The organism is Paludibaculum fermentans (assembly GCF_051172195.1).
GTDB classification, from domain to species: Bacteria; Acidobacteriota; Terriglobia; order Bryobacterales; family Bryobacteraceae; genus Paludibaculum; species Paludibaculum fermentans_A.
This window is the reverse complement of the sequence record NZ_JBPJAQ010000001.1, coordinates 5784052-5809761: the sequence shown is the minus strand read 5'-3', so window position 1 is coordinate 5809761 and position 25710 is coordinate 5784052. Positions and strand designations below refer to the sequence as shown.

The following is a 25710-nucleotide window of genomic DNA, read 5'->3' as shown; positions in this document are numbered from 1 at the left end:
CCATGTCTCGCATCCTTCTACTCACCCTCCTGGGCGCGGCAACGCTTGCCGCCGCCGACAACCCCTTCACCCCGCTGTTTGACGGCAAGACGCTCAAAGGCTGGGAGGTCTGCAACGGCAAAGCCACCTATGTCGTCGAGAAAGGCGAAATCACCGGCACGACCGTGGAAGGCAGTCCCAACAGCTTCCTCTGCTCCAAGAAGGAGTTCGGCGACTTCGTCCTCGAGTTCGACACGAAAACCGATCCGCTGCTGAACTCAGGAGTCCAGATCCGCGCTCACCGCTATCCTCGGGAAACCGTTGTCACTACTTTCGACGGTGCGAAGAGCGCCCAGCACACTGAGCCCCAGGGCCGCGTCTACGGCTACCAGGTGGAAGTGGCGGACGAAAAGTCCGGCGCCTCCGGCGGCATCTACGACGAAGCCCGCCGCGGCTGGCTCGACAACATTTCCAGCGATCCCGCCGCCTCCAAGGCCTTCAAGGACAACCAGTGGAACCACTACCGCATCGAAGCCGCCGGCGATTCCATCAAGACCTGGATCAACGGCGTCCCCTGCGCGAACCTGACCGACTCCGAGGACCTTTCCGGTTTCATCGGGCTCCAGGTCCACGCCTACAAGGGTCCCAAGCCCGTGCAGGTGCGCTGGAAGAACATCAGGATCCAGGACAACGGCAGCCACGTCTGGAAGCCGCTGTGGGACGGCAAAACCTTCAACGGCTGGAAGGCGCGCGGCGGCGGTAGCATCACCGTCCAGGACGGCACCATCTACGCCCACTCGGTAGAGGGCGACGAGAAGATCGGCATGCTCGTCTCCGACCTGTCCCTGACGGACTTCACGGTCCGCCTGAAGTTCAAGATCCAGCGCGGCAATTCAGGCTTCTTCGTTCGCACGGAACCCACGAACCTCGCCGCCTACGAAGTCGAGATCGACGAGAAGAAGGGTACGGGCGGCTTCTGGGAAACAGGCCCTGGCGGACGCAAGTGGGTCACCGGCCCAGAGGACAACGGCACCGTGAAGCCGAACGACTGGAACCAGCTCACAGCGTCCCTGCACGGCCACCGCATCGTATTCCACGTGAACGGCGCCCGCACGCTCTATCTGCCCGACGACAAGCCCGGCCGCGTGGAAGGCGTTCTCGGCCTGCAAACCCACGGGTCCAAGAAGCCCACGGATGTCTGGTTCAAGGACATTGAGCTCCTGGTCCCCAAGAAATAGAAAAACCTGCTTGACCCGTCTATCGCTTCACGCCTCAACGTGGATCTCAGGAGGTCATACACACATGACGAAAGACAAGTTCGTAGCCATCCTGCGTGCCGCCGGCATCACGGAAGACCAGATGCACAAGCTGCACGTTGAGTTTGAGCGCACTGAACCGAAGGAGCACCAGGGCTTCCTCGAGTACCTGAGCATCCCGCCGGCCGAGATCGCCTCGATCCGCGCGTGGAGCGCCAAGGGCTAACCCCAGACACACGAAAGCCCGGATTCGCGCCATTCCGGAGGGCGCGGATCCGGGCTTCTGTATACCCGCTATCCCCGCGTACTGGCCGCCGGAATCTTCTTCGTCAGCTCCTGCATTTCATTGATGTTCTCGCTGCCGATGGTGAAACAGTCGAGCACATCCTGCGACAGCGCAAACTGCAGGCACTCGTCCGTCTTGTTTCGCAGCTTCCCCGCCCCGAAAATCTTCATCCCGATGATGCCCTTGCCCGAAGCCTTCATCTGCTTCAGAACCGGAATCACTTCCGCGGGCGAAGCGTCCATGGCGACGCCGGCCGGGTTCAACCGGGCGAGGTCCACTTCCACCCAGGGCGAAGCGGCCGAAGCCTTCAACGCACCCATGGTGTGGCAGCTGACGCCCTTGGTGCGCACAATGCCGCGCTCCTGCAATTCGCTGATGTATTCCATGGCGCCCTTCTTGCGTTGGGGCCAATCGGCGTCCATCATGCAATGCAACAACAGGATGTCGATATAGTCGGTGCCAATCTCGCGCCGGAACCGGTCGATATCGGCCTTCATCTCGGCTTCCGTGGAAGCGTGGGTCTTCGAGAGAATCGTCACCTTCTCCCGAGGCGTCTTCTTGAGCGCTTCCTTGAGATGCGCGTGAGTGCCGTACTGGTCGGCCGAATCCCAGAAGGTGATGCCGTTGTCGTAGGCGGCGCGCATCATGTTCGCGACACCTTCCAACCCCAGCTTCTTCGTCTGGTTCGAACTGCCGCCCGACCCGTTGGTGCCAGTGCCCATGGCCAACCGGCTGAGTTTGATCTTACGGGGGCCCAGCGTCACGACATCGCTGGCTTGTTTCTGTGTTGTACCCGCAAATAAATGGTACGGAAAGGCGTTCAGGCTAATTGCGCCGGCGCCTGTTTTCAGGAACGTGCGTCGTTTCATGGGACCTCCCAGTCGATGAAGAGACCATACCATACCAATCCAGGATTGTTTTTTCGCCGTTTATTCGTATACCGAAAACCGCGCCTAATTCTGCCCGGCACTTTGGTAGATCGCGTTCAACAGGAACTTGAACGTCCCAAAACTCTGACCACGGAACTGCGCCCGGAAGCCGATGAGGACCACCCGCCCCTGGCCCATGCGCGCGGAGATCACGGCAGGCTTGCCGGCCACAATCCGTTCGCCCGCAATCCAGCCGCTGGCCAGCAGATTCGTCTTGGCGTAGCTCGCCACCACCTTCACCTCGCGATCGCCCTGGTTGAACTCGGGCAGCATCGTGATGTCGAACGCCTGTCCGCCCGTCGAGGTCGCAATCGCATCCTTCGCCACACCCTGCGCCAGCGGATGCGCCGTATCCACATTCAGGTGCAGCAGCGACCCGGGGCACGACCAGCCGCCCGCGCTCTCCTCTTCCCCGCCCCGCAGCACGCCGCGCACCCCAATCGGGAACAGGGCCAGCGGCAGTTCCGTCGCTGAATCCAGCGCCACCAGCGTCCCGCCCTGCTTCACAAACTCCTGCAGGCTCCGCACTCCCTCTACGCCGATTCCGCCCGTGAACTCCGGCCGCTGCACGTTGTGCGCAGCCTCACCCTGCGGTTCCCCGCGGCCGCTCCGCTCGCCCTCCCGCGTCCCGTGCAGGATCGAGTTCATCGTCTGCTGCGCCAGGATAATCGTGTCGAAACGCGACCGCAGGTCCGCCGCCCGAAGGTCCGCGTTATGCACCACCGTGTGGCCCACATGGAAATAGTCGAGCGTCCACTGCGTCCAGCCCGAATCGCTGTTCGGCAGAAAGGGCTCATACACCGCCACCCGGGCCTTGGGCGCGCCCGGCTTCGGCAGCCAGGAAGCCGGAGGCTCCTGCGCCGGCAAATCGCCAATCAGCTCGGACCCGATGGCCGCAGGCTGCTCGATCCGCGCGTACTGCACGCCCATCTGGTAAGGCAGCGTCCAGCCCGCCAGGTCATACGGCCGCTTCACCGGACCGTTGGCGCTCGACCGGATCTCGGGGTACTTCTGCGGCTCCATCAGATCCACAATGTATCCGCGGAATGGCTGCGCCGTCAGCACAAGGTACGACCCGCTGGGGTAGCTTTTGCCGCCCACTTCCACCGCGGCCGTCGTCTTGCGAACTTCCACGCCCGCCCCCTGCAGCCGCCGCAGCATCTCGGCCGCCTGCCACGCATTGCCCGCATCCGCGGGGATCACATAGGCGTACGGCCCGCCCTTCTGCCCGGCCTCGATCTGCGCCTGGGCCATCTCCCAGGCTTTGTGCAGGAACTGGCGCGGACGCGAAGCCGCCAGTTCGAGAATCGCGAAATCGGCGGTCAACATGTAGTCGACGGCATCCATCAGCGCCCAGCGCCCACCCAGCCATGGCTTCTCGTAGAACACCGACGGTTCCCGCGCCGGGATGCCGTTGGCGAACCGCTCCGGAATCTCGCTGAGCTTGTATTCCTTCGGCGTCGCGTACTGATACAGCGCGGTCTCGGTGAGGATGCCGTGCATGTTGTGGAACGCCGGAGCCGAGCGCAGGCCGCCATTCCACCACGCATCAAAGCCGTTGTAGGATATCGCCCCGGCTTTGTTCTCCCGCGCAAACCGCTCCCGCATCGCCGCCCCAATCCCGTTGATCCCTTCCATCACCGCCGCCGGAATATTCGGATTCAACGGCTCGGCGTAAGGCGGTATAAAAATACGCGCCGGAAACGGAGCCACCTGGTGCTGGTTGTAGACAATCTGCGGGAACCACTCCCGGAACAGCAGCCGGCAGACATTCCTCGTCTCCGGCAGGTTCAACATGAACCAGTCGCGATTGTTGTCGTGCCCCGAGTATTTCTGATACAGCGTGGGCAGCGGCGCCAGCTCGTGCGGTGTCCCCACGTTCTTCCTGTACCAGCCCGCCGTCATGTCCAACCCGTCCGGATTGATCACCGGCACCTGCATCAGGATCACGTTGTCGCGGATCCGCCGGATCTCCTCCGTCTCCCCGGTGATCATCCTGTAGGCCAGGTGCGGAGCCTGCTGCACCGGGGCCACCTCGGTCGCATGCAGCCCCGAATCGATCCATACAATCGCCTTGCTCTCAGCGGACAGCCTGGCCGCTTCCTCCGGCGTCGCCAGGCCCAAGGCCAGCCGCCGGTTCATCTCTTTGTACTGATCCAGCTTCTTCAGGTTCTCCGCCGAGCTGATGAACGCCACATACGTCGCGCGCCCTTCCGAGCTCTTGCCGAACTCCACCAGCTTGATGCGGTCCGACGCCGCGGCCAGCTTCTGGAAGTAACTAATCACTTCCTGGTAGTTGGCCAACTTGTAGTCGTCACCAGGCGTGAAGCCGAAGTGATCCTTGGGCGTTGGGACCGCGCCCAGGGCGGAAAAGGCGCAAAGAATGGCAAGTACTGCCCGACGGCGAGTGACCTGAGACAAGACCATATGGAACAATCGTAGTATGCCTGGGGAATCCCAAACCAAGTTCCGCATCGGGCTGGTCCAGACCTCGTGTTCGCTTGATCCGCAAGAGAATCTCGACAAGGCGGCCGCCAAGGTGCGAGAGGCGGCTCAGCGCGGCGCTCAGATCATCTGCCTGCAGGAGCTGTTCCGCTCACAATATTTCTGCCGCGACGAAAGTGCCGACCTGTTCGACCTGGCCGAGCCCGTGCCCGGTCCTTCCACCGATGTCATGGGCCGGCTCGCCAAAGAGCTCGGCGTCGTCATCGTCGCCAGCCTCTTCGAACGCCGTGCCGCGGGCCTCTATCACAACACCGCGGCCATCCTGAATGCCGATGGCGCCCTCCAGGGCATCTACCGCAAGATGCATATCCCGGACGATCCGCTGTTCTTCGAGAAGTTCTATTTCACCCCGGGCGACCTGGGCTTCAAGAACTTCGAAACCCCATTCGGCCGCATCGGTGTGCTGGTCTGCTGGGATCAGTGGTACCCGGAAGGCGCCCGCCTCACCGCCCTACAAGGTGCTGACATTTTGTTTTACCCCACCGCCATCGGCTGGCACCCGGCTGAGAAGGCGCAGTACGGAGCCGCCCAGCTCGACGCCTGGCGCACCATCCAGCGCGGCCACGCCATCGCCAACGGTGTCTACGTCGCCGCCGTGAATCGTGTCGGCTTCGAGGGCACGCCGGAGCGCGGCCTGGAGTTCTGGGGCAACAGCTTCGTCGCCGATCCGTTCGGCGTGCTGCTGGCCGAGGCCTCCCACGACCAGGAAGAGATCCTCGTCGTCGAGTGCGACCGCCGCCGCATCGAGGAAGTCCGCCGCAACTGGCCCTTCCTGCGCGATCGCCGCATTGATTTTTATGGGGGGATCACCGAGCGGTGGCTGGGCAACAAATAACTCACCGCATGCCGCCCGAATGGGCGCAGCATGAGGCCACGTGGCTGGGCTGGCCGCACGAGACCACCGACTGGCCCGGCAAATTTACGCCAATTCCCTTCCTCTACGGCGAGATCGTGCGCATTCTCAGCCGCCGCGAAGAGGTCAGGATCCTGGTCCCCGCCGCCCACCAGAAACGCGCCCGCGCCGTGCTGGAGAAGTGCGGTGCCTGGAACAGCAACGTCCGCCTCGTCACCGCGGAGACGAACCGCAGTTGGACGCGTGATTACTGCCCGCTTTTTGTGAAGACCGCTTCCGGCGAAAAAATCGCCACCAAATGGCGCTTCAACGGCTGGGCGAAATATCCCAATTGGAAGAATGACGACTCGGCCGGCGAGAAGGCCGCGCGCGTCTCAAAATCCGCCCTGGTGAAGCCCGAGTGGAATGGCCGCCGTGTCGTGCTCGAGGGCGGCAGCATCGACGTCAACGGTGCCGGCCTGATGCTCACCACCGAGGAATGCCTGCTCAGCGGCGTCCAGTCGCGGAATCCGGGACTGCAGCGCGAACACCTCGAAGCGCTCTTTGAAGGTTATCTCGGGGTCGAGAAAGTCCTCTGGCTCAATCGCGGAATCTCCGGAGATGACACCCACGGACACGTGGATGACCTGGCTCGCTTCACCGACGAGCGCACCATCGCCATCGTCGTCGAAGAAGACCGCGAAGAAGCGAACTATGAACCGTTGGCGGAAAACGTCCGCCTGTTGCGCCGCATGAAGGGCCTCGACGGTCGGGCGCCCCGCGTTGTCGAACTGCCCATGCCGCGCCCCGTGTCATACAACGGCCAGCGCCTGCCCGCCTCTTATGCGAATTTCTATATCGCCAATGGCGTCGTATTGGTGCCGGTGTTTCAGGACCCGAACGACCGCATCGCGCTAAATATTCTGGCCCGCCTGTTTCCCACTCGCGATGTCATCGGTTTGTATTGCGTCGATCTGGTACTCGGCCTCGGAACGATCCATTGCGGCACAATGCAGGAACCAGCTTAATGTGTCGTCTCCCCCACAATTCCACCTTAGTTTCCGGAATTACACCAATTTAGGGTAGACACCATCGACGCATCGAATTATACTGCGTGCACCTGCCGAAGAAGTGTTCCGGGCGGAGTCCACTTAGGGAGGCTGGTAGGATGGCTCAGGATTGGGGCCGCGCCGTAGGTACGGCTTATTCCGGCTTACATCCCGCTGATGCGTTCGAGACACCACTGCGCACCGTCTTCGAGGCGGCTCCGCAGGCGATCCTGCTGGTTGATTCCAAAGGTACAATTCTGCTGGCAAACGGCGGCGCCGAGGGTTTGTTCGCCTACACTCGCGCCGAGATGGAAGGCCATCCCATCGAAATGCTGCTGCCCGACAACGGCGCTGCCCCGAATCCCGATCCTCGTATTCACTATTTCCTCAGCGGGAACGATCCGCACCCGGAACAGGGCGCCGACTACACCGGAAAACGTAAGGACGGCACGGAATTTCCCGTCGCAATTGACCTGCGTCGATCGTCCTGGAAGGGGACACCGATTGTAATTGCTTTCATTTCCGACATCACCCAGCGCAAAAAACTGGAAAGCCGCCTCATCGACGTGCAGCGCATCGAGGTCGCCGGCCACCTCGTCGCCAGCATCGTGCACGACTTTAACAACCTGCTGACGATCATCAACGGACACAACCATATCCTGCTCGATCAACTGGCGCCCATCGATCCGCTCAGCGAAAACTCGCGCGAAATCCAGAATGCCGTGCGGCGCTCGTCCGGGCTGGTCAAGGAACTCCTTTCCTTCAGCCGCCGCCAGGTCGCTCCGCCCCACAGGACCACGCCCCTCAACGGAGCCATCTACGACATGGACGGCATGATCCGGCGTCTGCTGCCGCCCAACCTGGAATTGACCTTTCGCCTCTCGCCCCGCACCGGGTTTGTCGCGGCAGAGCGCGGCCGCATCGACCAAGTGCTGGTCAACCTCGTCCTGAATGCCAGGGACGCCCTCCGCGGCCGTGGAGGGCAGATTCACATCTCCACCCGCCGCGCCTGGCTCGAGCCCGAAGAGTCGCATGCCCGCGCGGGCCACTATGCCGTACTTTCCGTCACCGACAACGGCTGCGGCATGGACCAGATCGCGCAGGCCCGCCTGTTCGAACCATTCTTTACGACCAAACAGGGCGGCACCGGACTCGGGCTCGCCACGGTCCAACGCATCGTGCATCAGGCCGCCGGCCTCATTCGTGTGAAAAGCGGTGTAAATCGTGGTACAACATTCACCATCTGCCTTCCGCGAGTGGAAGGTGAGGTGGAACCATTGCCAACAACCGCCGCCACCGCGTCCGCAGGTACAGAGACCATCCTGCTTGTCGAGGATGAGGAGGGGATCCGCCGCCTCATCACCAGCATCCTGCGCAAACGCGGCTACCAGGTGCTGGAGGCCGCCGACGGCAAAGAGGCGGCCAGGATTCTTCAGGGAAATAGTGGAAAAATCGACCTGCTGTTGACGGACATCAACCTGCCCGATTCCGCCGGAGGCGCTGTGGCCGAAACGCTGCTGGCACTCCAGCCCCAGTTAAAGGTTCTCTATATATCCGGCCACTCCGAAGAGCAGGCGCTCAAACGCGGCCTGGTCGCCCCGGGCGCCCGCTTCCTGCCCAAACCCTTCACCGTCGACGAACTCGCCCGGAAAGTCCGCGGAACGCTGGATGGTGCTTAGTTGGCGCTGCTCCGGCTCTTCTCCACCAGCCGCAACACCGATTCATCCGTGTTCAACAACCGCACTTCGTCCAGTCGCACCCAGGACACGTCTCGCGACTCCTCACTCACCACCAGGGGCCGGCGCCGGTCGGCCGTCAACAGGAACCGCACATCGTAATGGATGTGGGCCGGTTCCGCTTTCCGGGCTGGAATCTCATGCGCATCCACATCGAAAATCCCGTCGCCCGCCGGCACGCCCTCCACGCCCGTCTCTTCCAATACTTCACGCATCGCGGAGCCCAGGACATCCGGATTCCCGTCGCAGTGCCCGCCCGGCTGCAGCCACTTATCCAACCTCGCGTGATGCACCAGCAGCGTCTCCGTCCGGTCCTCGCTCAATACCCAGGCGGACGCAGTCACATGGCCCACCAGCAGCGATCGTTCAAAGCAGTCGGCGTGCTCTTCCACAAACGCCAGAATGCGCGCCCGCATCTTCTCTTCGTGGGGATTGAAAGCGCGGTAAGCGCGCAGCTGACTGATTAAGTTATCGCGGGTGCTCATGATCGGCAGAAAGGAGTCCCTCTATTGTTGCAGGAGCCTCGCCGCGTTGGTAGTCTCACAGCAATGCACTCAGGGCAGTTCGATGCGATCGTCATTGGCGGAGGCCACAACGGCCTCACCTGCGCAGCCTATCTCGGCAAGGCCGGCAAGAAAGTCCTCGTGCTCGAGCGCAGGAATCTCGTCGGCGGTTGCGCCGTCACAGAGGAGGTCTGGCCCGGCTATCGCGTCTCCACAGCCTCCTACCTCACCAGCCTGCTGCAGGAGCGCATCATCCGTGAACTCCAACTGGAACGCCACGGCTACCGCGTCGACGCCAAGGACCCCGCCTTCTTCAGCGCCTTCCCCGATGGACGCCATCTCTTCTTCTGGCAGGACGCCCAGAATACCCTCGACGAGATCGCCAAATTCTCACCGCGCGACGCCCGCCGCTTCCCCGCCTACGAAGCCCACATCGAGAAGCTCGCCCAGGTCGCCGAAAGCCTGCTCCTCACCACCCCTCCGCCGTTTCCGCCAAACGGCCTCGGCGCAATGGTGGAGTGGCTCCGTGTGGCCGGACGGATCCGCGGCCTGAATACCGCGGAAATCACCGGCCTCGTCAAGATCTTTTCGATGAGCGCCAGCGACTTCCTCGACGAGTGGTTCGAATCCCCGGAAGTGAAAGTCACCCTGGCTACAGACGGTGTCATCGGCGCCAACGGCGGTCCCCGCTCGCCCGGCACAGCGTATATCCTGCTGCACCACTGCATGGGCGGCGTGGCCGGCCATCGCGGCCTGTGGGGCTTCGTGCGCGGCGGCATGGGGGCGGTCTCTGAAGCCCTCGCCACTTCGGCTAAGGAGCGCGGCGCAACGATCCTGACTGACGCACCGGTGGCGCAGATTATTGTCCGGCACGGAAAGGCGCGGGGCGTCGTGCTCCAAAGTGGTGACGAGTACCACGCGCCCGTGGTTGCATCCAACCTCGATCCCAAGCGAACCTTTCTCGAAATCCTCGATCCCAGCCTCCTGCCGCCCGACTTCACGAACTCCATCCGCCAGTTCCGCTGCGAAGGAACCTCTCTTAAGATCAATTTCGCCCTCCGAGGCCTGCCCGAGTTCACCTGTTTGCCCGGAGCCCCGCTCCCCCTGCACCGCGCCACCATGCACATCTGCCCCTCCATCGATTACGTGGAGCGAGCCTGGGATGACGCCAAATACGGCCGCCCCTCCCAGCGGCCCCTCATCGAACTCACCATCCCGACGATGTACGACCCGTCGCTCGCCCCCGCCGGCCATCACGTCATGGGTGCGTTTCTCCAATATGCACCCTACACCCTGAAGCCGCCCACGGGCCCCGGCGCCGGCTTCGATGACGGCCGCGGCTCCACCTCCTGGGATGAGCTCCGCGAACCCTACGGCAGCCACGTCCTCGACCTCATCGCCGAGTACTGCCCCAACATCCGCGACATCGTCGTCGACATGCAGGTTCTCACTCCGCTTGATCTCGAACGCCGCTTCGGCCTCACAGGCGGTAATATCTTTCATGGTGAGATGAGCTTCGAACAGATGTTCGTGATGCGTCCCGTGGCGGGGTGGGCCCGTTACCGGACGCCGGTCCCCGGGCTCTATCTGTGCGGCTCCGGCGCCCATCCCGGCGGCGGAGTCATGGGCGCGCCCGGCTATAACTGCGCTCGCGAGGTATTGAAGCAGGCATGAGAATTCGTTGGGTAGCATTGCCGGCGGCTGCTGTGGTCCTGGCGGCCGGCACCTGGTACCTGATGGGACCCGGCAGGCAGCTTGAGCCGCGCGAGACCGGAGCCCCGGGCCGCACCATCATTCTCCACGACGGACGCCGCATCGGAGTCGTCGAGCGCGGCGATCCCGGCGGACGCCCCGTCTTCTATTTCCACGGCTTCCTCGGCTCGCGCCTGGAAATGATCGCGAACGAACAGGTCCTGCGCCGCTTCGGCATCCGCTGGATTGGGATCGATCGCCCCGGTGTCGGCCTCTCACCTGTCGACGATGTAGGCAGCTACGCCGATTGGGCTGTCGACGCCGATGAACTCGCCGAACAACTCGGCGCCCAGAAATTCAGCGTCCTCGGCTGGTCCGCCGGCGCGCCCCTGGCCTTGGCCGTCGCCGCCCGCCTACCCGACCGCGTCGACCGCGTCGCCATCGCCGCGCCCATCACCGTCATGGACGTCGAGGAGCTCCGCCTGGCCGCTCCCCGCGCCTGGATGTTCCAGGTCCGCCTCGCCGGCTGGATGCCCGGCCTCATGGGCCGCCGCCTCCAGCAATTGGATAAACGCCGCCAGCACGACCCGCGCGGCTTCGAATTGGAACGCGCCCGCGTCGAAGTGCCCGCCGACGCCAACGTGCTCAGCCGCGACGAGATGGTGCAAATGATGATACCCGATCGCGCCGAGGCCTTCCGCCAGGGCACCTTCGGCCTCGTTCACGATCTATTGCTGATGAGCCGCGACTGGGGCTTTGAATACGAGTCCATCCGCGTCCCCGTCCGCATCTGGCACGGCGACCAGGACCGAATCGCCTCCATCAAAAATGCGGAGTACCTCGCCGAGGTGATTCCCGGCGCCGAGTTCATCCCGGTGAAAGACTCCGGCCACTACGTCGCGCTCACCCAGGCCGAAGCCATTATCAGGTGGTTGGCCCGCCGTTAGCCTTACTGCGCGATCGCCGGCGCCACCACCACCAGCCATAGCCCGCTGCCGCCGCCCCCAGCACCAGCCCCGCTGCCAGTCCGAACCGGTGCGCCGCTTCCAGGATCGTGCCCCAACGCTCGCCCAGCAGGTAGCCCAGCGTCAGGAACGTGCTCGCCCATAGCACGGCTCCGCCATAGGCGAACGCCGCGAATATCGGCCATTCCAGCTTCGAAGCCCCCGCCACATACGCCGTCAGGTGCCGCACGCCTGCGATGAAGTAGCCGAAGGTCAGCGCCAACCCACCCGTACGGTGGTAGAAGTCGTGGACCTTGTCGATCTCCTTCTGCGAGATCCTGACATAACGCCCATACTTGTGCAGCAGCGGATAGCCCGTCGTCCGGCCTAGCACATAGCTGATCGTGATCCCGGATATACTGCCCGCCAGTGCCGCCAGGCCAGTCGGCAGCGCCTTCAACTCGCCCTTGAAAATCAGGTAGCCCGCGAACGTCAGCAGGGTCTCATCGGGTATCGGCAGCCCCACGATGCCCAGGGCCAGCAGCGCAGCGATGCCGAAGTAGCCGTATTGCGTGATCCAGTGCTGAATGATCTCCATGCAGCCGCCAGCTACTCGGTCCGGTTGAGCACGAAATCCGCTTCAAACATCTGGTACGCCGTGCGCTTCATGCCACAGCGGACATACGTGCCTTGCGCGCGCTCGTTGTCCTGCTCGACATACAGCCGCAGCCCGCACACCCCCGCGTCGCCCCGCGCCAGTTGCTCCACGTGCGCGTACAACGCCTTGAAGACGCCCCGCCCACGGAATTCCGGCTCCACCCACACGCTCTGGATCCACCAGAACATGCCGTTGCGCCAGTCAGACCATTCATACGTGATCATCATCTGGCCCACTCGCCGGCCTTTCACTTCCGCCACGTAATAGACGCCTCGTGAAGTATCTTCGAACAGCGCATGCACGCCATCCCGCAGCCGGTCGAGATCCAGCGACAGATGCTCAGTCTCCAGCGCCATCGACGCGTTGCCGCGCACCAGGAATTCTGCGTCGGCCGGTTCGGCCAACCGGATTGTGATCGGATCCATGATTGAGTCGGAGGCTTGCCCTAAGCCACTCGCCGCAGCTTCGTGACCCGGCCCACCTCAACCCATTCGACCACAAAAATGTTCCCGTCTTTGTCGAAGCACGCCGAATGCGGGCAGATGAACTTGCCCGGGATAAACTTATCGCGCGGCTCCTTGCGCAGCTTGCCCCAGGTGTTCGTATCGTCCTCACCCAGCTGCGCCACCGCTTTGTAGTTCATGTCCATCAGCGTGACGCGCGCCTCCAGGTCGGGCACCAGCAGCAGGCCCTTGCGCTGGTCGAAGTGGCACGGCAGCTTCACGTCGCCCTCGCCGCCGAAACCCAGGTGCTTGCCGTCCAGCGAGAAATACTGCAGCCGCCGGTTGCTGCGATCGGCCACCAGGATCCGCGGCTCCTTCGCGTGACTGTCAAATGCGATCCCGTGCGGGCAATCCAGTTGCCCCGCCGCCTTGCCTTTGCCGCCAAACGAGAACTTCCATTCGCCCTTCGGACTGTACACGTTGATATAGCTTGAGCCGTACCCGTCACCCACGTACACGTCCCCATTCGGAGCCACCGTCAGGTTCGTCGGGCTGAACTTCTGCTTCTTCCCATCCGCGCCCGGCTTGTAGCCCGGAGCCTCCGACGGATAGCCCGTCTCCCACACCTTTTCGCCCTTCAGCGTGTACTTGCCCACCAGCGCCCGCTTGGTGTCGCACAGGTACAGGAACTCGTCCCGGCCCTCCTTGCGCAACGTCAACCCGTGGGCGCCGCCCTTGAACTCCTTGCCCCAGCTGCGGACAAACTTGCCCTTCTTGTCGAAAACCACCATCGTGTCTTCCGACTCAGAGGTGGCATGCACCGTGTGGTGGACATAGACATGGCCCTGCGAATCCACGCCCACGCCGTGCGTGTTTCCGTACTTGATCGTACGCGGCAACTCGCCCCAGTCGTGGATCACCTCGAACATGTACGCGCCCTGGCCCGTCGTGGGTAGCTTCAGGCCAGACTTGTCGCCGGCCAGCACAGCGGGCGCCGCCGACAGGGTGGAAACGAAAACACGGCGGGTGATTGGATTGGACATCCGGAAAGCTCCTCTTCGTTTGAATACTTTACCAGACTGGCAAGGAGAGCAAAACGGCCCAGGGTCCGGAAGCTGGTTCCGGGCCCTGGGCCGTGGGGAGGAGAGAAAGAGAAGCGGTCTACTTCGAGCCGCTGAATGAACCCTTGGTGCCGTTCGGAGTCTGGAACGTGCCCTTCACGGATGTGCCTTCAATCTTGCCGGTCACCGAGAACGACCCTTCGCCCGTCGGGATCTTGAAGGAGAAGGTCGGGCCATCCACCGTGCCGTCGGAAATCGGTGCTTCGTCGCCGCTCTCCATGATGATCTGGCCGGTCAGCTTCGTCCCGTCCTGCTTCAGGTCGAGCGTGCTCTTCATTTCACGGCCTTCACTATCCTTGGACACAACCTTCCATTTACCCGTGGCATCGGTCGCCGCCGTCGGGGTGGCCGCCGGCGCGGAGGCGCCGTCCCGATTCCCCGTCACCGGGCCCGTGCTGCCGTCCGGCAACACCAGATTGCCCTTCATCGCATCGCCGTCCTGCTTCAACTTGAATGCGATCTGGCCAAAATCCATCGTGATCTTGAACGCCACGTCTTCCGCCGTAACGGCCAAGTCCTGCAAAGGCAGCGAGCCCTGCTCCGAGACCAGCGTCCCGTCAAACTTGCCGCTGGCTTCCTTGAGAACCAAATCGAACTTGTGGGTATTGCCGTCCGGAGCTTGAGCGGACATCTTCCAGGTGCCGGTTACGCCGGCCGCGAAAGCATTCAGACTCAGCACGAACAGTGAGGTCAGGGTAAAAATCGTCTTCTGCATCGGGTGTGCCACCTTGCGAGAGCTTTGTACAGCAACATCATACGACAGACTCAGGGCGCCCGCTGTCAACAAATGGGCCCGGGTGGACACACTCCGGGCCCGTCATCAAATCGCCATCTATCGGTAATCGGAACCGGATTCGGCGTCAGGACTGGCGCCGGCCAGAAAGGTGGGCGGCCATTTACTTCTTCGGCAGGATGACCGTATCGATCACGTGAATCACGCCATTGTCACAGGCAATATCGGTCTTTACAACGGTTGCCTGATTCACCATCACCTTGGAGCCGGAAACCATAATCTTCACAGCTTCGCCCTCCACCGTCTTCGCGCTCTTCAGTTTCACCACGTCCGCCGCCATCACTTTGCCCGCGACGACATGGTAAGTCAGGATCTTCTTCAGCTTCTCGGGATCCTTCAACAACCCTTCCACCGTGCCCGCCGGAAGCTTCGCAAATGCTTCATCCGTCGGGGCAAACACCGTGAATGGTCCCGGGCTCTTCAACGTCTCCACCAGCCCGGCCGCTTTCACCGCCGCCACCAGCGTCTTGAAGCTGCCCGCGCTCACCGCGGTGTCAACAATATCAGCCGCCTGTGCAGCGACGGCCGAAACAGCCAGCAGGGAAAATAGACACACAAATCGCTTCATGCCAAGTCCTCTTTTCGAGATCGGATTCGAATGGGAGAACTCGCGCAGCCATACCGGGCAGCCGTGCAATTTGCACTTTAGAAAGCGGAGGAATTACCCGCAACGCTGCACGTCAGCCGCCAAGTTCTCCTGGACGAAAGATATTCCGTCCACGTAAGAGAAGATGAATGGCGATTCTTGACTGAGTTAGTTTTTTTGACGGGCGGCCGGCGGCACCATGTCGGGTGTCACTGACATCATCGACGCAATCGCGGCGCCACCATCGACAATTTCCGTCGTCTCTTCAAAGCTGTCCCCGCCGTCGCCCTGCAGCACCAGCTTCGCCAGCACCGTTTCGCCGCCCTGATGGCGCTTATAGCGGAACTCGCCGGAGACCATCTCCTTGCGGGAGAGCGGAATCACGACCACTTTGGAGTTCTGGTGCAGCTCAAGTGATGCCTTCCTGGCATACCGCACCGCCGCCGACGTCCCATTCCAGGTGATGGTGAATTCGCCGTCGCGATGCGCCGCATGCAGCGACAGCATCTCCATCGGAGGATCCGGAGGCAGATTGGCCACCTTCACCGCCGGCGTCCGCGGGCGGACCAGCAATACAAACCCCGTGATGCCCAATCCCAGCAGTACGGCGGAAACAGCCAGTAACCCCCAGATAACCCGGAAGTCCGGCTCCCGCTTTCCTGCCTCGCGTTCGACCTCTGGTTCGACTTCGAGTTCGGGTTCAGGCTCAGGTTCGACTGTCAGTTCCTGCTGCGCATGCTGCTGCCCGCTCAGCGCTGCCAGGACGGACGGCGCCTCAATTGACTTCTTCTGCCGCCGCTGGCCCGGTTCGCGCTTGGCAATCGGCAGCGGTTCGATGATCAGCAGGGGCTCCACCGCGTCCACCACGCCGGGCGCATCCTGCGACGCGACGTGAATCTGCACTTCGGCGTCACCCAAACGGTCGGGCCGCACAATCATCAACAGGCTGCCCACCGGCAGATGGCGGCGATGCAACTCCAATTCGGCTTCGGTTGCTTCCAACTCGCCCTTGGGATGCGAAATGAACCACCCCAGCACTTCCGGTTGGGCAACGTCGCTGCCGGCGGCCGGTGCAACCGAAATCCCTTCCAGGAAGGCACTTAGCGCCGCTTCGTCACGCGCCGACAACAGAAAGCCCGGCCCCCGCGAATGGTCGCAGTGGATCGGTTTCCAGGCCTCCACCACATCCCCATCCGCGCTCCGGCGGCCCAACAGGACTCCACCAATGCCCAGACACGCATAGCCATTCATGGCCCGCGATGCTTCAAACCGAAGCTCTTCTAGGATGTTTCCGGTGAATTCAATGCGATAGCGGCCGGCATCAGCTTGCCAGCTTTGGTCTGCCGAACCTCCCGTAACAATGCGGGGCGGCAGACTTTGAAGTGAAAGTCCCACGGCCAGCCTCCTCCAAACATGCGATCCAAGCCCGACTTCTACGAGTCACGTGCTGCTTGGCTTCGCTGCAACCAACGGCCAGTTAGGGTGAACCCCTCCACTCCAGGCTGCCGTTGCTCGAACGCTAAGTGGCTGTTGGAAAATTCCACAGCCTTCTACTTTTATTCACTAATGGTCGGTCAGAACCGCCACCAGATCTTTTTCATTGTACTCTGTTATGCAACCCCCGTTCTGCCGATGAATCATATCCCATGAAACATTCGCACCCATGAGATTCACCTACACCGTCACCACGGCGGCATCCCTGGCCGTGGCCTCGCTTCGAGCCCACAAGCTGCGCAGCTTCCTCACCCTCCTCGGGGTCATCATCGGAGTCAGCAGCGTCGTCATCGTCGGCGCCGCCATCGAAGGGCTGGGCAACTACGCCGAAGAGACCACATCCAAGGTCTTCGGCAGCGACGGTTACCAGATCGGTCAACTGCTGCAGGTCGGGCGCCTGTCCCGCCGCGAACGCATCGAAAAGCTCAAGTACAACCACCAGATCCGCCCCGACGACTACGCCTACCTCCGCCAGACCACGGGCGACCAAGTCCTCTACAGCCCCTACCGCCTGCGCGCCGAGGATATCCACGTCGAAGGCCGGCTCTTCGAGAGCACCTCCATCATCGGCGTCTCCGCCAACCTGGCCGAGATCCGCGAGGTGAACCTCACCGACGGCCGCTTCTTCACTGAGCAGGAGGAGCACAACAAAGTACCCGTCGCCATCATCGGCGAGGACATCCGTACAGAATTCTTCACCGGCCGGTCGCCTATCGGTAAACTCATTAAAATCAGCGGCTTCGAGTTCACCATCATCGGTGTCCAGGAGAAAATCGGCAGCGCCGGAGGCCAGTCCCAGGACAACGTCGCCTTCATCCCGGCCACCGTCTTCAATCGCCTCTACGGACCCGAGAAGACCATGCTGCTCTTCGCCCGCGCCCGCCCTGAAACCGGACTCACCCTGGAACAGGCCCTCGACCTCTCCCGCGTCGCCCTCCGCACCCGCTTCAAAGCCCGCCCCGGCCGCCCCGATAACTTCGACACCCTCACTCCCGACTCCATCCGCGAGTTCATCGGCCGCATCATGGCCTTGATCGGAGCCGTGGTCGTCCCCATTACGTGCATTTCCCTGGTCGTCGGCGGCATCGTGATCATGAACATCATGCTCGTCTCCGTTACCGAACGAACCCGCGAGATCGGCGTCCGCAAATCCCTGGGCGCCCGCCGCACCGACCTCATGCTCCAGTTCCTGCTGGAAGCCGTCTTCCTCTCCGCCATCGGCGGCCTCATCGGGCTCGGCATCGGCGCCGGAGTCGCCCGCATCGCCTCTATCATCGCCGGCGTCCATCTGGCCGTGACTCTGCCCTACGTCTTCCTATCCCTCTTCGTCTCCAGCGCCGTGGGGATTCTCTCCGGCTGGTACCCTGCCTCCCGAGCGGCCCGTCTTGATCCTGTCGAAGCGCTGAGGGCCGACTAACCATGGTCCGCATGCACTTTGGCGAAAACGTCAACATGGCCCTCGACGCCGTATGGACCCACCGCTTTCGCAGCGGCCTCACCATCCTCGGCATCGTCATCGGCATCACCACCGTCGTCACCGTCGGCAGCCTCACCAGCGGCCTCCGCGCCGGCATCGTCACCTTCTTTGCCGAATTCGGCCCCGACAACATCTTTCTCAATCGCTTCAATCGCGACCCCAGCGCCCCCGGCTCCCTCAAGGAAATGAAGCGCCGCCCCATCCGGCCCGAATACGCCGAGTACATCCGCCAAAGCGTCCGCGCGGTCGAAGATGTCAGCCTGCAGCTCTACATCACCTCGGAAACCAGCGGCCTGATCACGGCCCGCGTCCCCGGCTTTGAAACGGAAAACGTAGCCCTCGTCGGCTACAGCGGCAATGCCTTCAATCTCCAGCCTCGCGAAGTGAAGGAAGGCCGCGTATTTACACCGGAAGAGGCGGAACGCGCCATGCGCGTCTGCGTCATCGGTCCGCTGGTCGCCGAAGCCCTCTTCCCCGATGGCCGCGCAGCCGGCCGCACCATCGGCGTCGCCGGCACCGAATACACCGTCATCGGAGTCTTCACCGAAGCCAAAGGCGGCTTCTTCGGCCAGAACGGCCAGGATACGCAAATCGTCATCCCCTACCAGACCGCCCGCCAGCGCTTCCCCACCGAGGACCGCCTGATCCTCGTCGCCCACGCGCGCCCGGGCATGCGGGACGAGGCCTTCGAGGAGATCCGACAACTCCTGCGCCGCCTCCGCCATACCCCTCCGGGGGCTGACGACGACTTCGGCCTCACCACCGCCGATCAGATCATCAACCGTCTGGACGGCATCCTCAGCGTGATCGTGGTGGTTTCCGTAGCCCTCTCCAGCCTCGGCCTGCTGGTCGGCGGCATCGGAGTCATGAACATCATGCTGGTCTCGGTGACGGAACGAACCAAGGAGATCGGCATCCGCAAGGCAATCGGAGCCCGCAAAGGCGACATCATCGCGCAATTCCTGATGGAAGCGGTGACCTTAACCGGCTTGGGCGGAGCCTTGGGCGTCTTTGTCTCGGTCCTGCTGACGCTGATCATCGGGAAGCTCGTACCTTCCCTGCCCTCAATCGTGCCCGGCTGGGCCATCACCCTCGGCTTCGGAGTCTCCGTCTCAATCGGCCTCTTCTTCGGAACCTGGCCCGCCCTGAAGGCAGCCAACCTCGACCCCGTAGACGCCCTCCGCTACGAGTGAGGGAGCTTGTTGCGGCGATTCACGATGTAGCGGCGATCTAGCTTTCAGCTGTCAGCAATCAGCTGACAGCTCAACAAAGACAACAGCGCCGGACCGCGGGCACGCCCAAGCTGACACCTGATGGCTGACAGCTGATAGCTTCTTCCTCGCTCAGTACCCCTGCTCCAGCAACCCCTCGAGAGTAATCGACGAGCCCTTCACATCCAGCCCCCCCAGCATCTTCTCCACATACTTCGCCAGCACATCCGTCTCCAGATTCACCGGATCCCCCGGCTTCCTCTGCTTCAGCGTCGTATGCGAATACGTGTGCGGAATCACCGCCACGGATACTTCACAGTTCTCAATCGCCGCAATCGTCAGGCTGATCCCGTCAATCGCCACGGACCCCTTGAACGCCAGATAGCGGTCCAGCTCCCGAGGCGCCCGCACCCGCAGCAGCCAGTTGTCATCGCCCAGCAACTCGATGGAGACAATCTCGCCGACTCCGTCCACATGGCCCTGCACGATGTGACCGCCCAACCGCGTCGTCGGCAGCAGCGCCCGCTCCAGATTCACGGCCGCGCCCACTTTCGCCAGCTTCAAACTCGTCCGGGTCAGCGTCTCCGGAGAAACATCCGCGCCAAAACTCCCCGGCTTCAAATCGACAGCCGTGAGACACACGCCGCTCACACAAATGCTGTCGCCCTCTTTTGCATCCGAGCACACCAGCGGCGCCCGCACCCGCAGCCGGCTGCCCGTCGACCGCGGCTCGATCGCCTCGACAATCCCCAATTCTTCGATGATCCCCGTAAACATGCGTCAGCTCTTCTGCAGCCAGGCTTCCACCACAAACTCGTCGGGAGGAATCACATGCAGCTTCGTGCCCGTGAATTTGATCGCATCGGCCCGCCGCCGCTTGCCAATTCCGCCCGCCACCGGCAGCGACTGCAAGCCACCCAGAATCTTCGGAGCGTAGTAGAAGAAGATCCGGTCCGCCACACCGTACTCCAGTGCCGACCAGTTCACCTTGCTACCCGCCTCAATCATCAGCGACAGATACTTGCGCGTCCCCAGCACCTGTACGATCTTCTTCAGATCAGTACGCCCGCCGGGCCCGTCCGCCGCCAGCACTTCAATCCCCAGCTTCTCCAACTCATGCCGCCGCGCCGGAGACGCCACCGAACTGCACACCACCAGCAAATCGTGCTGGAAACTCTTCACCATCTTCGACGTGAGCGGAATTCGCAGTTGCGAATCCACCACGATGCGCAGCAAAGGCCGCGACCGCTCCAGCCCGCTGCGGTCCGTCAACAGGCAATCATCCGAGAGAACTGTGTCGATGCCCGTCAGGATCGCGTCGTGCAAATGCCGGATCTGCTGCACATGCGCCCGTGCCCGCTCCGATGTGATCCAGCCGGAGTTGTCCTCCGGAGCCGCGATCTTCCCGTCCAGCGTCAACGCCGACTTCAATGTCACCAGCGGCCGGCCCGTCTTCATGTAATGAAAAAAGGCGAGGTTGAGATCCGTGGCCTCATCAGCCAGCGAGGATTCAATCTCCACCTCGACACCCGCCGCCCGCAGCCGCGCAAAACCCTGCCCCGCCACCTGCGGATTCGGGTCTTCCTGAATCGCCACGACTTTCTTCACACCGGCCGAGATCAGCGCTTCCACACACGGGCCCGTCCGGCCCATGTGACAGCACGGCTCCAGGTTAAGGTAGAGCGTAGCCCCGCGAGCCTGGTCGCCCGCCGCCTCCAGCGCCAACACTTCTGCGTGCTTCACGCCCGCCCACGTATGAAAGCCCTGTCCCACGACAGCGCCGTCCCGCACCAGTACAGCCCCCACCGAAGGATTCGGGGCTACCCGGCCTTGGCCCTGTTTGGCCAAATCAAGTGCAATTCGTAAGTAGTCCATGCTTAGGCCTCAAACAACGAGGAGATGAACTTTTCCGGCTCGAACGGCAGCAGATCCTCAGCCTGCTCGCCTACGCCGATGAAGCGGATGGGCAGATTCAGCTCACGCGTAATCGCCACCACGATGCCGCCCTTGGCGGTACCGTCCAGCTTCGTCAGGATGAGCCCGGTCACACCAGCCGACTCAGTGAACTTCCGCGCCTGCTCCAGGCCGTTCTGGCCCGTCGTCGCGTCCAACACCAGCCAAACCTCGTGCGGAGCACCCGGAATCACCCGCCCCGACGTACGCCGCATCTTTTCCAACTCGGTCATGAGGTTCGCCTTCGTGTGCAGCCGCCCCGCCGTGTCCACCAGCAGGATGTCACTCTTGCGCGCCTTCGCCGCCTGCAGCGCGTCAAACACCACCGCACTCGGATCGGCCCCCTGCGACTGCCGGATGATCTCGCTCTTCGTCCGCTGGCCCCAGACTTCCAACTGCTCAATCGCCGCCGCCCGGAATGTATCGGCCGCACACATCAGTACGGTTTTGCCTTCGCCCGAAAACCGCGCCGCCAGCTTGCCCGTCGTCGTCGTCTTGCCAGACCCGTTCACCCCCACCATCAGCACCACCGTTGGAGCCTCAGCCGCGAAATTCAACGGCCGGTCACTCGCCTCCAGCACGCCCAGCAGGTGTTCACTGATCAACTGCCGCAGTTCTGAAGGATCGTTCACCAGGTGGCGGTCCACCCGCTGCCGGATCCCTTCCAGAATTTCGTTCGCGGTCCGCACCCCGATATCCGCCGAAATCAGTGTGTATTCGAGCTCTTCCAGCAGATCGGCATCGATCTCTTTCTTGCCGAGAAGAACGTCTTCCACCTTGCTGACCAGGCCGGTGCGGGTCTTCTGTATACCTTGTTTCAAACGGTCGAGGAGACTAAGCATGTGAATTTACTTGGGGCTCTATTGATTGTAGCGACAATGGGACAAGCTATCCCTATGTGGTACCGTCGATCCTTCCTTCTACTAGCCTCCGCCGCACTCGCCGCGGCCCAGACCACCGCCCCAGCCTCCGCCCCCGCCACACCCCAGCGCCTCGAAGAACAGGTCCGCGGCTACACCAGCCAGGACCGCTTTAACGGCGCGGTTCTCGTCGCCAAGGACGGCAAAATCGTCCTCAGCAAAGGCTACGGCCTGGCCAATTTCGAATGGAACGTGCCAGTCACCCCCGACACGAAGTTCCGCCTCGGCTCCATCACCAAACAGTTCACCGCGATGGCGGTCCTGCTGCTCAGCGACCAGGGCCAATTGAAGGTCGACGACCCCGTCTGCAACTACGTGGCCCCCTGCCCCGAAGCCTGGAAACCCATCACGCTCCACCACTTGCTGACGCACACCTCGGGCATCCCCAACTTCACAGCCTTCGCCAGCTACGCCAAAACCATGAGCGTCGCCTCGCCGCCCGCTGAATCGCTGAAGCGCTTCCTGAACGAGCCGCTCGACTTCCCGCCCGGTTCCAAATTCTCTTACTCCAACTCCGGCTACGTCCTGCTCGGCTACATCATCGAAAAGGTCTCAGGCGGCACCTATGAGGACTACCTCCGCAAGAACATCCTCACCCCCCTCGGCATGGGCGACACCGGCTACGACGACACGCTGACCGTCCTCCCGAGGCGTGCTTCCGGTTATGAGCGGGCGGGCTCCAAACTGCAAAACGCCAAGTTCCTCGACATGTCCATCCCGCACGCCGCCGGCTCGCTCTACTCCACGACACTCGACCTCATGAAATGGGACGAAGCCCTGAATGCTCACAAGATCCTCTCAGCCGAAGCCTATAAGCGCTACTTCACCCCGGTCCTGAACAACTACGCCTATGGCTGGACCGTGAAAACGGAGGACGGAGTCGAGCAGATCAACCACGGCGGCGGTATCAACGGCTTCTCCACCCGCATCGTCCGTGTCCCCAGCCAGCACCTGGTCGTCGTAGCGCTCAGCAACGTGGTGCCCGGCCAACCCGACAAACTCGCCCAGGAACTGGTGAAACTCATGCTGGGCCAGAACCTGCCGGTGCCGGAAAAACCGGCCGAGATCAAACTCTCGAAAGAAGCGCTGGAAAAGTTCGTGGGCAACTACGCGATTGCGCCCACCTTCATCCTGGCCGTCACCGTGGAAGGCGACCAGTTGATCACCCAGGCCACCGGCCAGGGCAAGATCCCGATCTTCGCCAAGTCCGCCAACACGTTTTACCCGAAGGTGATCGACGCGGAAATCGTCTTCGACGTCGACGCGGATGGCAAAGCCACCGGCCTCACCCTCGTCCAGAACGGCCGCCGCATGCCGGCCAAGCGGCAGTAGACCGCCCGGCCCGCGGCCAAAAACCTGGGCGAGCGCAGTACGCGGAGCGGCCCAACTGCTCCGCGTGCTCCCACCCCTAACTCAGCACCACCCGAGCCCCCAACTCCTCCACCCACAGGCGCCGCTTCTCTTTCAGGACATCCGCCACCGCCATCGGCAGCAGCTCCTCATCCAGCTTCTCCAGCACTTCGTAGGTGAACGCCTCACCCCCGCGCGCATTCCACTCCGCCTGCAGCCCCTTGTCCCGATGCGACCCGTGATTCAGCGCAAACCAGTTCTGATTGCGCGTCGCATCCAGATTCCGCGTCGCACCCACCCACACAAGGCCGCTCGCCGCACACCGCACGGCGAAGATGCCCATATTCGGCTTCAGCTCTTTGTACTTCCGGTTGATCTCTTTGCGTTCCGCACTCGATAGCATGGCCTGCTCCTTGGAAGGAAGGTTCGAACAGAGGGGGCTACTCGCCGCAAGCCCCGTCGCCGGCTCGTTCAAACGCACCGGAAAGCAATTTCATCGCATGCGCCCGGATATCCCCAGGCCACAATTCCATCTGGTTTGACAACTGCTCCGGCTGGTCCGCGAACAACGCCCGCGCTGCCTCTTCAAAGCCAGGCAGATTTCCGGCAATCGCCGACAGGAACCGGTATGCCGAATCCTTGGCCTGTCGCCGCTGATCCCGTCCCGCATTGGCGCGGCTGGCTTGCTCCACCAGCTTCCGCAACGCAACCGAGGCCCCACCCGGCTGACCCGCCAGCCACGACCAGTGCCGCGGCAGCAACGTCACCTCCCGCGCCACCACGCCCAATTTAGGGCGGCCCGGCTTCCTAGCCGCGTCTTCCGGAACCGTCTCCGTGGAACCTGAGGTCTTCTCCGCCAGCCGAGCCAGCACATCCGAAGCAGTCCCACGAAAATCCAGATCCACTACTTCGCTGGTGACGTCATCAAAAATCAGGACTTGTGCCCACTCGTCCGCGTCCAGCACCGCCTTCGCCTGCACGGCTGCCTCAGCCAGCACCCCACTCGCAATCCGCCGCGAACCAGCAAATGCGGTATATGTCTTTGAGCCAGCAACGGTCATGCACACGCCTCTTCATTCACAATTTCACCCGGATAAAACAATACTACCCAGGGAAAATAGAAGAGTCAAGTGTGATCCGGCTGGCCGCCGGAGTAGCTTCAAACTGAATCGGGCCGCGCGCCGCGTCCCTGCATGATGTTGTGGAACCGTGTACAGCTAATCTGGTGGTCCGCCAGGATCACGCCATCGCGGATCACCGCAAACACCGCGTAGGGCGTCGGAGCATTCTGCGCTTCCTTGTGCGTCTTGATCTGGACAATCGTCGGCTTCAGCCCGTAGTCCTGCTCCGCACTCTGCGCAATCTCATCCGCGAACTTCGCAATGTGCGAACACTGGTTCGACCGGATAATTGTCAGCCCCGTACTGTATTTCTTCAGCCTGTCGGCCCAACCCGTCTTGAAACGCGGATTCGCCGCCTCCGGGTTCAGCTTCTTCACCAACAACTCATAGTCTGGTGGAGCCGAATCCACAACCGCAAACCCATGCTTGAGATAGATGGCCGACGACGCCAGCCACGGCTTCTCCCGAGCCACCACCGCCACCCCATCCATGCCCGCCGCCGCGGCATCTTCCACACACGCCCGGATCATCTGGCCGCCGTAGCCCTTGTTCTGGTTCCGCTTGTAATGCGTCCAGAGGCAGTGGATGAACAGGTACCCCCGAGCCTCCACGCCGCGCCACGCATACTCGCCCGGCAGGTATTCGATGTAGCCGCACTGCCGCCCATCCGAACCTAAAAGGACTTTGGCCCGCAGCCCCTTTTTGAGATAAGTCTTCAACCACTTGTTCTTATCGCAGCGCCCGCTGTGAGCCTCATTCACAACACCGCAACACGGCAGCTCCTCGAAGTTGGCCGCATCCAAGTCGACAAGAACAGGGGATTGTGCCATGGAAATGCCCTCGTGGCGGCTCCAGTGTAACACCGCACACCG

At 62.4% G+C, this 25710-nt stretch carries 25 protein-coding genes; 10 read left to right on the top strand and 15 right to left on the bottom strand.

Features of this window, described 5'->3' with window-relative positions:
- The first annotated feature begins 2 nt into the window (after nucleotides 1-2).
- Nucleotides 3-1217, top strand: a complete 1215-nt coding sequence (locus tag ACR9Y2_RS23280) for a 3-keto-disaccharide hydrolase (protein ID WP_435044057.1) — start codon at nucleotides 3-5, stop codon at nucleotides 1215-1217.
- Nucleotides 1218-1281: 64 nt separating this feature from the next.
- The gene (locus ACR9Y2_RS23275; protein ID WP_435044056.1) at nucleotides 1282-1461 is read left to right on the top strand and encodes a hypothetical protein; all 180 of its coding nucleotides are present in this window, start codon (nucleotides 1282-1284) and stop codon (nucleotides 1459-1461) included.
- A 68-nt stretch (nucleotides 1462-1529) separates the two neighbouring features.
- Here ACR9Y2_RS23275 and ACR9Y2_RS23270 read toward each other — a convergent pair whose 3' ends face one another.
- Entirely contained in the window at nucleotides 1530-2390 is an 861-nt protein-coding gene (locus ACR9Y2_RS23270) for an aldo/keto reductase (RefSeq protein WP_435044055.1), read from the bottom strand.
- 84 nt (nucleotides 2391-2474) lie between these two features.
- Complete coding sequence (locus ACR9Y2_RS23265; protein ID WP_435044054.1) at nucleotides 2475-4877, bottom strand: M14 family zinc carboxypeptidase; 2403 nt, start codon at nucleotides 4875-4877, stop codon at nucleotides 2475-2477.
- A gap of 16 nt (nucleotides 4878-4893) precedes the next feature.
- Here ACR9Y2_RS23265 and ACR9Y2_RS23260 point away from each other — a divergent pair, with 16 nt between their 5' ends.
- The 3 genes from ACR9Y2_RS23260 (at nucleotide 4894) to ACR9Y2_RS23250 (ending at nucleotide 8515) form a co-directional block, all read left to right on the top strand.
- A complete protein-coding gene (locus ACR9Y2_RS23260) occupies nucleotides 4894-5790 on the top strand; it encodes a carbon-nitrogen hydrolase (RefSeq protein WP_435044053.1) in 897 nt (298 codons plus the stop codon).
- An 8-nt stretch (nucleotides 5791-5798) separates the two neighbouring features.
- Entirely contained in the window at nucleotides 5799-6815 is a 1017-nt protein-coding gene (locus ACR9Y2_RS23255; protein WP_435044052.1) for an agmatine deiminase family protein, read from the top strand.
- 140 nt (nucleotides 6816-6955) lie between these two features.
- Nucleotides 6956-8515: a hybrid sensor histidine kinase/response regulator gene (locus ACR9Y2_RS23250; RefSeq protein ID WP_435044051.1), complete on the top strand. Its 1560-nt coding sequence runs from the start codon at nucleotides 6956-6958 to the stop codon at nucleotides 8513-8515.
- Here the strand turns inward: ACR9Y2_RS23250 and ACR9Y2_RS23245 are convergent.
- The gene (locus tag ACR9Y2_RS23245; protein ID WP_435044050.1) at nucleotides 8512-9057 is read right to left on the bottom strand and encodes an NUDIX hydrolase; all 546 of its coding nucleotides are present in this window, start codon (nucleotides 9055-9057) and stop codon (nucleotides 8512-8514) included. The genes ACR9Y2_RS23250 and ACR9Y2_RS23245 overlap by 4 nt on opposite strands.
- 63 nt (nucleotides 9058-9120) lie before the next feature.
- On the opposite strand from ACR9Y2_RS23245, the gene ACR9Y2_RS23240 reads away from it, so the two are divergent.
- Together ACR9Y2_RS23240 and ACR9Y2_RS23235 are read left to right on the top strand one after the other, a co-directional pair.
- The gene (locus ACR9Y2_RS23240) at nucleotides 9121-10749 is read left to right on the top strand and encodes a phytoene desaturase family protein (RefSeq protein WP_435044049.1); all 1629 of its coding nucleotides are present in this window, start codon (nucleotides 9121-9123) and stop codon (nucleotides 10747-10749) included.
- A complete protein-coding gene (locus ACR9Y2_RS23235; RefSeq protein ID WP_435044048.1) occupies nucleotides 10746-11714 on the top strand; it encodes an alpha/beta fold hydrolase in 969 nt (322 codons plus the stop codon). Before ACR9Y2_RS23240 ends, ACR9Y2_RS23235 begins: the two co-directional genes overlap by 4 nt.
- Here the strand turns inward: ACR9Y2_RS23235 and ACR9Y2_RS23230 are convergent.
- The 6 genes from ACR9Y2_RS23230 to ACR9Y2_RS23205 form a co-directional block, all read right to left on the bottom strand.
- On the bottom strand, nucleotides 11692-12309 hold the full coding sequence (locus tag ACR9Y2_RS23230) for a DedA family protein (protein WP_435044047.1): 618 nt from the start codon (nucleotides 12307-12309) through the stop codon (nucleotides 11692-11694). The two genes, ACR9Y2_RS23235 and ACR9Y2_RS23230, sit on opposite strands and share 23 nt — an antisense overlap.
- Nucleotides 12310-12320: 11 nt before the next feature.
- Complete coding sequence (locus ACR9Y2_RS23225; RefSeq protein ID WP_435044046.1) at nucleotides 12321-12794, bottom strand: GNAT family N-acetyltransferase; 474 nt, start codon at nucleotides 12792-12794, stop codon at nucleotides 12321-12323.
- A 20-nt stretch (nucleotides 12795-12814) separates the two neighbouring features.
- Nucleotides 12815-13855, bottom strand: coding sequence for a hypothetical protein (locus tag ACR9Y2_RS23220; RefSeq protein ID WP_435044045.1), 1041 nt, complete (start codon nucleotides 13853-13855; stop codon nucleotides 12815-12817).
- Between the two features lie 118 nt (nucleotides 13856-13973).
- A complete protein-coding gene (locus ACR9Y2_RS23215) occupies nucleotides 13974-14648 on the bottom strand; it encodes a hypothetical protein (RefSeq protein WP_435044044.1) in 675 nt (224 codons plus the stop codon).
- Nucleotides 14649-14829: 181 nt separating this feature from the next.
- On the bottom strand, nucleotides 14830-15294 hold the full coding sequence (locus tag ACR9Y2_RS23210; protein WP_435044043.1) for a fasciclin domain-containing protein: 465 nt from the start codon (nucleotides 15292-15294) through the stop codon (nucleotides 14830-14832).
- 186 nt (nucleotides 15295-15480) lie between these two features.
- Nucleotides 15481-16707: a hypothetical protein gene (locus tag ACR9Y2_RS23205; RefSeq protein ID WP_435044042.1), complete on the bottom strand. Its 1227-nt coding sequence runs from the start codon at nucleotides 16705-16707 to the stop codon at nucleotides 15481-15483.
- Nucleotides 16708-16975: 268 nt separating this feature from the next.
- On the opposite strand from ACR9Y2_RS23205, the gene ACR9Y2_RS23200 reads away from it, so the two are divergent.
- Both ACR9Y2_RS23200 and ACR9Y2_RS23195 read left to right on the top strand, forming a co-directional pair.
- Nucleotides 16976-18223, top strand: coding sequence for an ABC transporter permease (locus ACR9Y2_RS23200; protein WP_435044041.1), 1248 nt, complete (start codon nucleotides 16976-16978; stop codon nucleotides 18221-18223).
- 2 nt (nucleotides 18224-18225) lie between these two features.
- A complete protein-coding gene (locus tag ACR9Y2_RS23195) occupies nucleotides 18226-19476 on the top strand; it encodes an ABC transporter permease (protein ID WP_435044040.1) in 1251 nt (416 codons plus the stop codon).
- A 150-nt stretch (nucleotides 19477-19626) separates the two neighbouring features.
- On the opposite strand, the gene ACR9Y2_RS23190 is transcribed toward ACR9Y2_RS23195, so the two are convergent.
- The 3 genes from ACR9Y2_RS23190 to ftsY are packed head-to-tail and all read right to left on the bottom strand — an operon-like array spanning nucleotide 19627 to nucleotide 22289.
- Nucleotides 19627-20271, bottom strand: coding sequence for a riboflavin synthase (locus ACR9Y2_RS23190; protein ID WP_435044039.1), 645 nt, complete (start codon nucleotides 20269-20271; stop codon nucleotides 19627-19629).
- 3 nt (nucleotides 20272-20274) lie between these two features.
- Nucleotides 20275-21369, bottom strand: coding sequence for a bifunctional diaminohydroxyphosphoribosylaminopyrimidine deaminase/5-amino-6-(5-phosphoribosylamino)uracil reductase RibD (gene ribD / locus ACR9Y2_RS23185; RefSeq protein ID WP_435044038.1), 1095 nt, complete (start codon nucleotides 21367-21369; stop codon nucleotides 20275-20277).
- 2 nt (nucleotides 21370-21371) lie between these two features.
- Nucleotides 21372-22289, bottom strand: a complete 918-nt coding sequence (ftsY, locus tag ACR9Y2_RS23180; protein WP_435044037.1) for a signal recognition particle-docking protein FtsY — start codon at nucleotides 22287-22289, stop codon at nucleotides 21372-21374.
- A gap of 54 nt (nucleotides 22290-22343) precedes the next feature.
- Between ftsY and ACR9Y2_RS23175 the strand changes: the two genes are divergently transcribed.
- Nucleotides 22344-23699 carry a serine hydrolase gene (locus ACR9Y2_RS23175; RefSeq protein WP_435044036.1) on the top strand — a complete coding sequence of 452 codons (1356 nt, stop codon included), beginning with the start codon at nucleotides 22344-22346 and terminating at the stop codon, nucleotides 23697-23699.
- 76 nt (nucleotides 23700-23775) lie between these two features.
- Here ACR9Y2_RS23175 and ACR9Y2_RS23170 read toward each other — a convergent pair whose 3' ends face one another.
- The 3 genes from ACR9Y2_RS23170 to ACR9Y2_RS23160 all read right to left on the bottom strand — a co-directional run bounded on the left by ACR9Y2_RS23170 (nucleotide 23776) and on the right by ACR9Y2_RS23160 (nucleotide 25668).
- Nucleotides 23776-24120: a GIY-YIG nuclease family protein gene (locus ACR9Y2_RS23170; RefSeq protein ID WP_435044035.1), complete on the bottom strand. Its 345-nt coding sequence runs from the start codon at nucleotides 24118-24120 to the stop codon at nucleotides 23776-23778.
- 37 nt (nucleotides 24121-24157) lie between these two features.
- Complete coding sequence (locus ACR9Y2_RS23165) at nucleotides 24158-24778, bottom strand: DUF2239 family protein (RefSeq protein WP_435044034.1); 621 nt, start codon at nucleotides 24776-24778, stop codon at nucleotides 24158-24160.
- A 98-nt stretch (nucleotides 24779-24876) separates the two neighbouring features.
- The gene (locus ACR9Y2_RS23160; protein ID WP_435044033.1) at nucleotides 24877-25668 is read right to left on the bottom strand and encodes a YoaP domain-containing protein; all 792 of its coding nucleotides are present in this window, start codon (nucleotides 25666-25668) and stop codon (nucleotides 24877-24879) included.
- Nucleotides 25669-25710 lie beyond the last annotated feature (42 nt).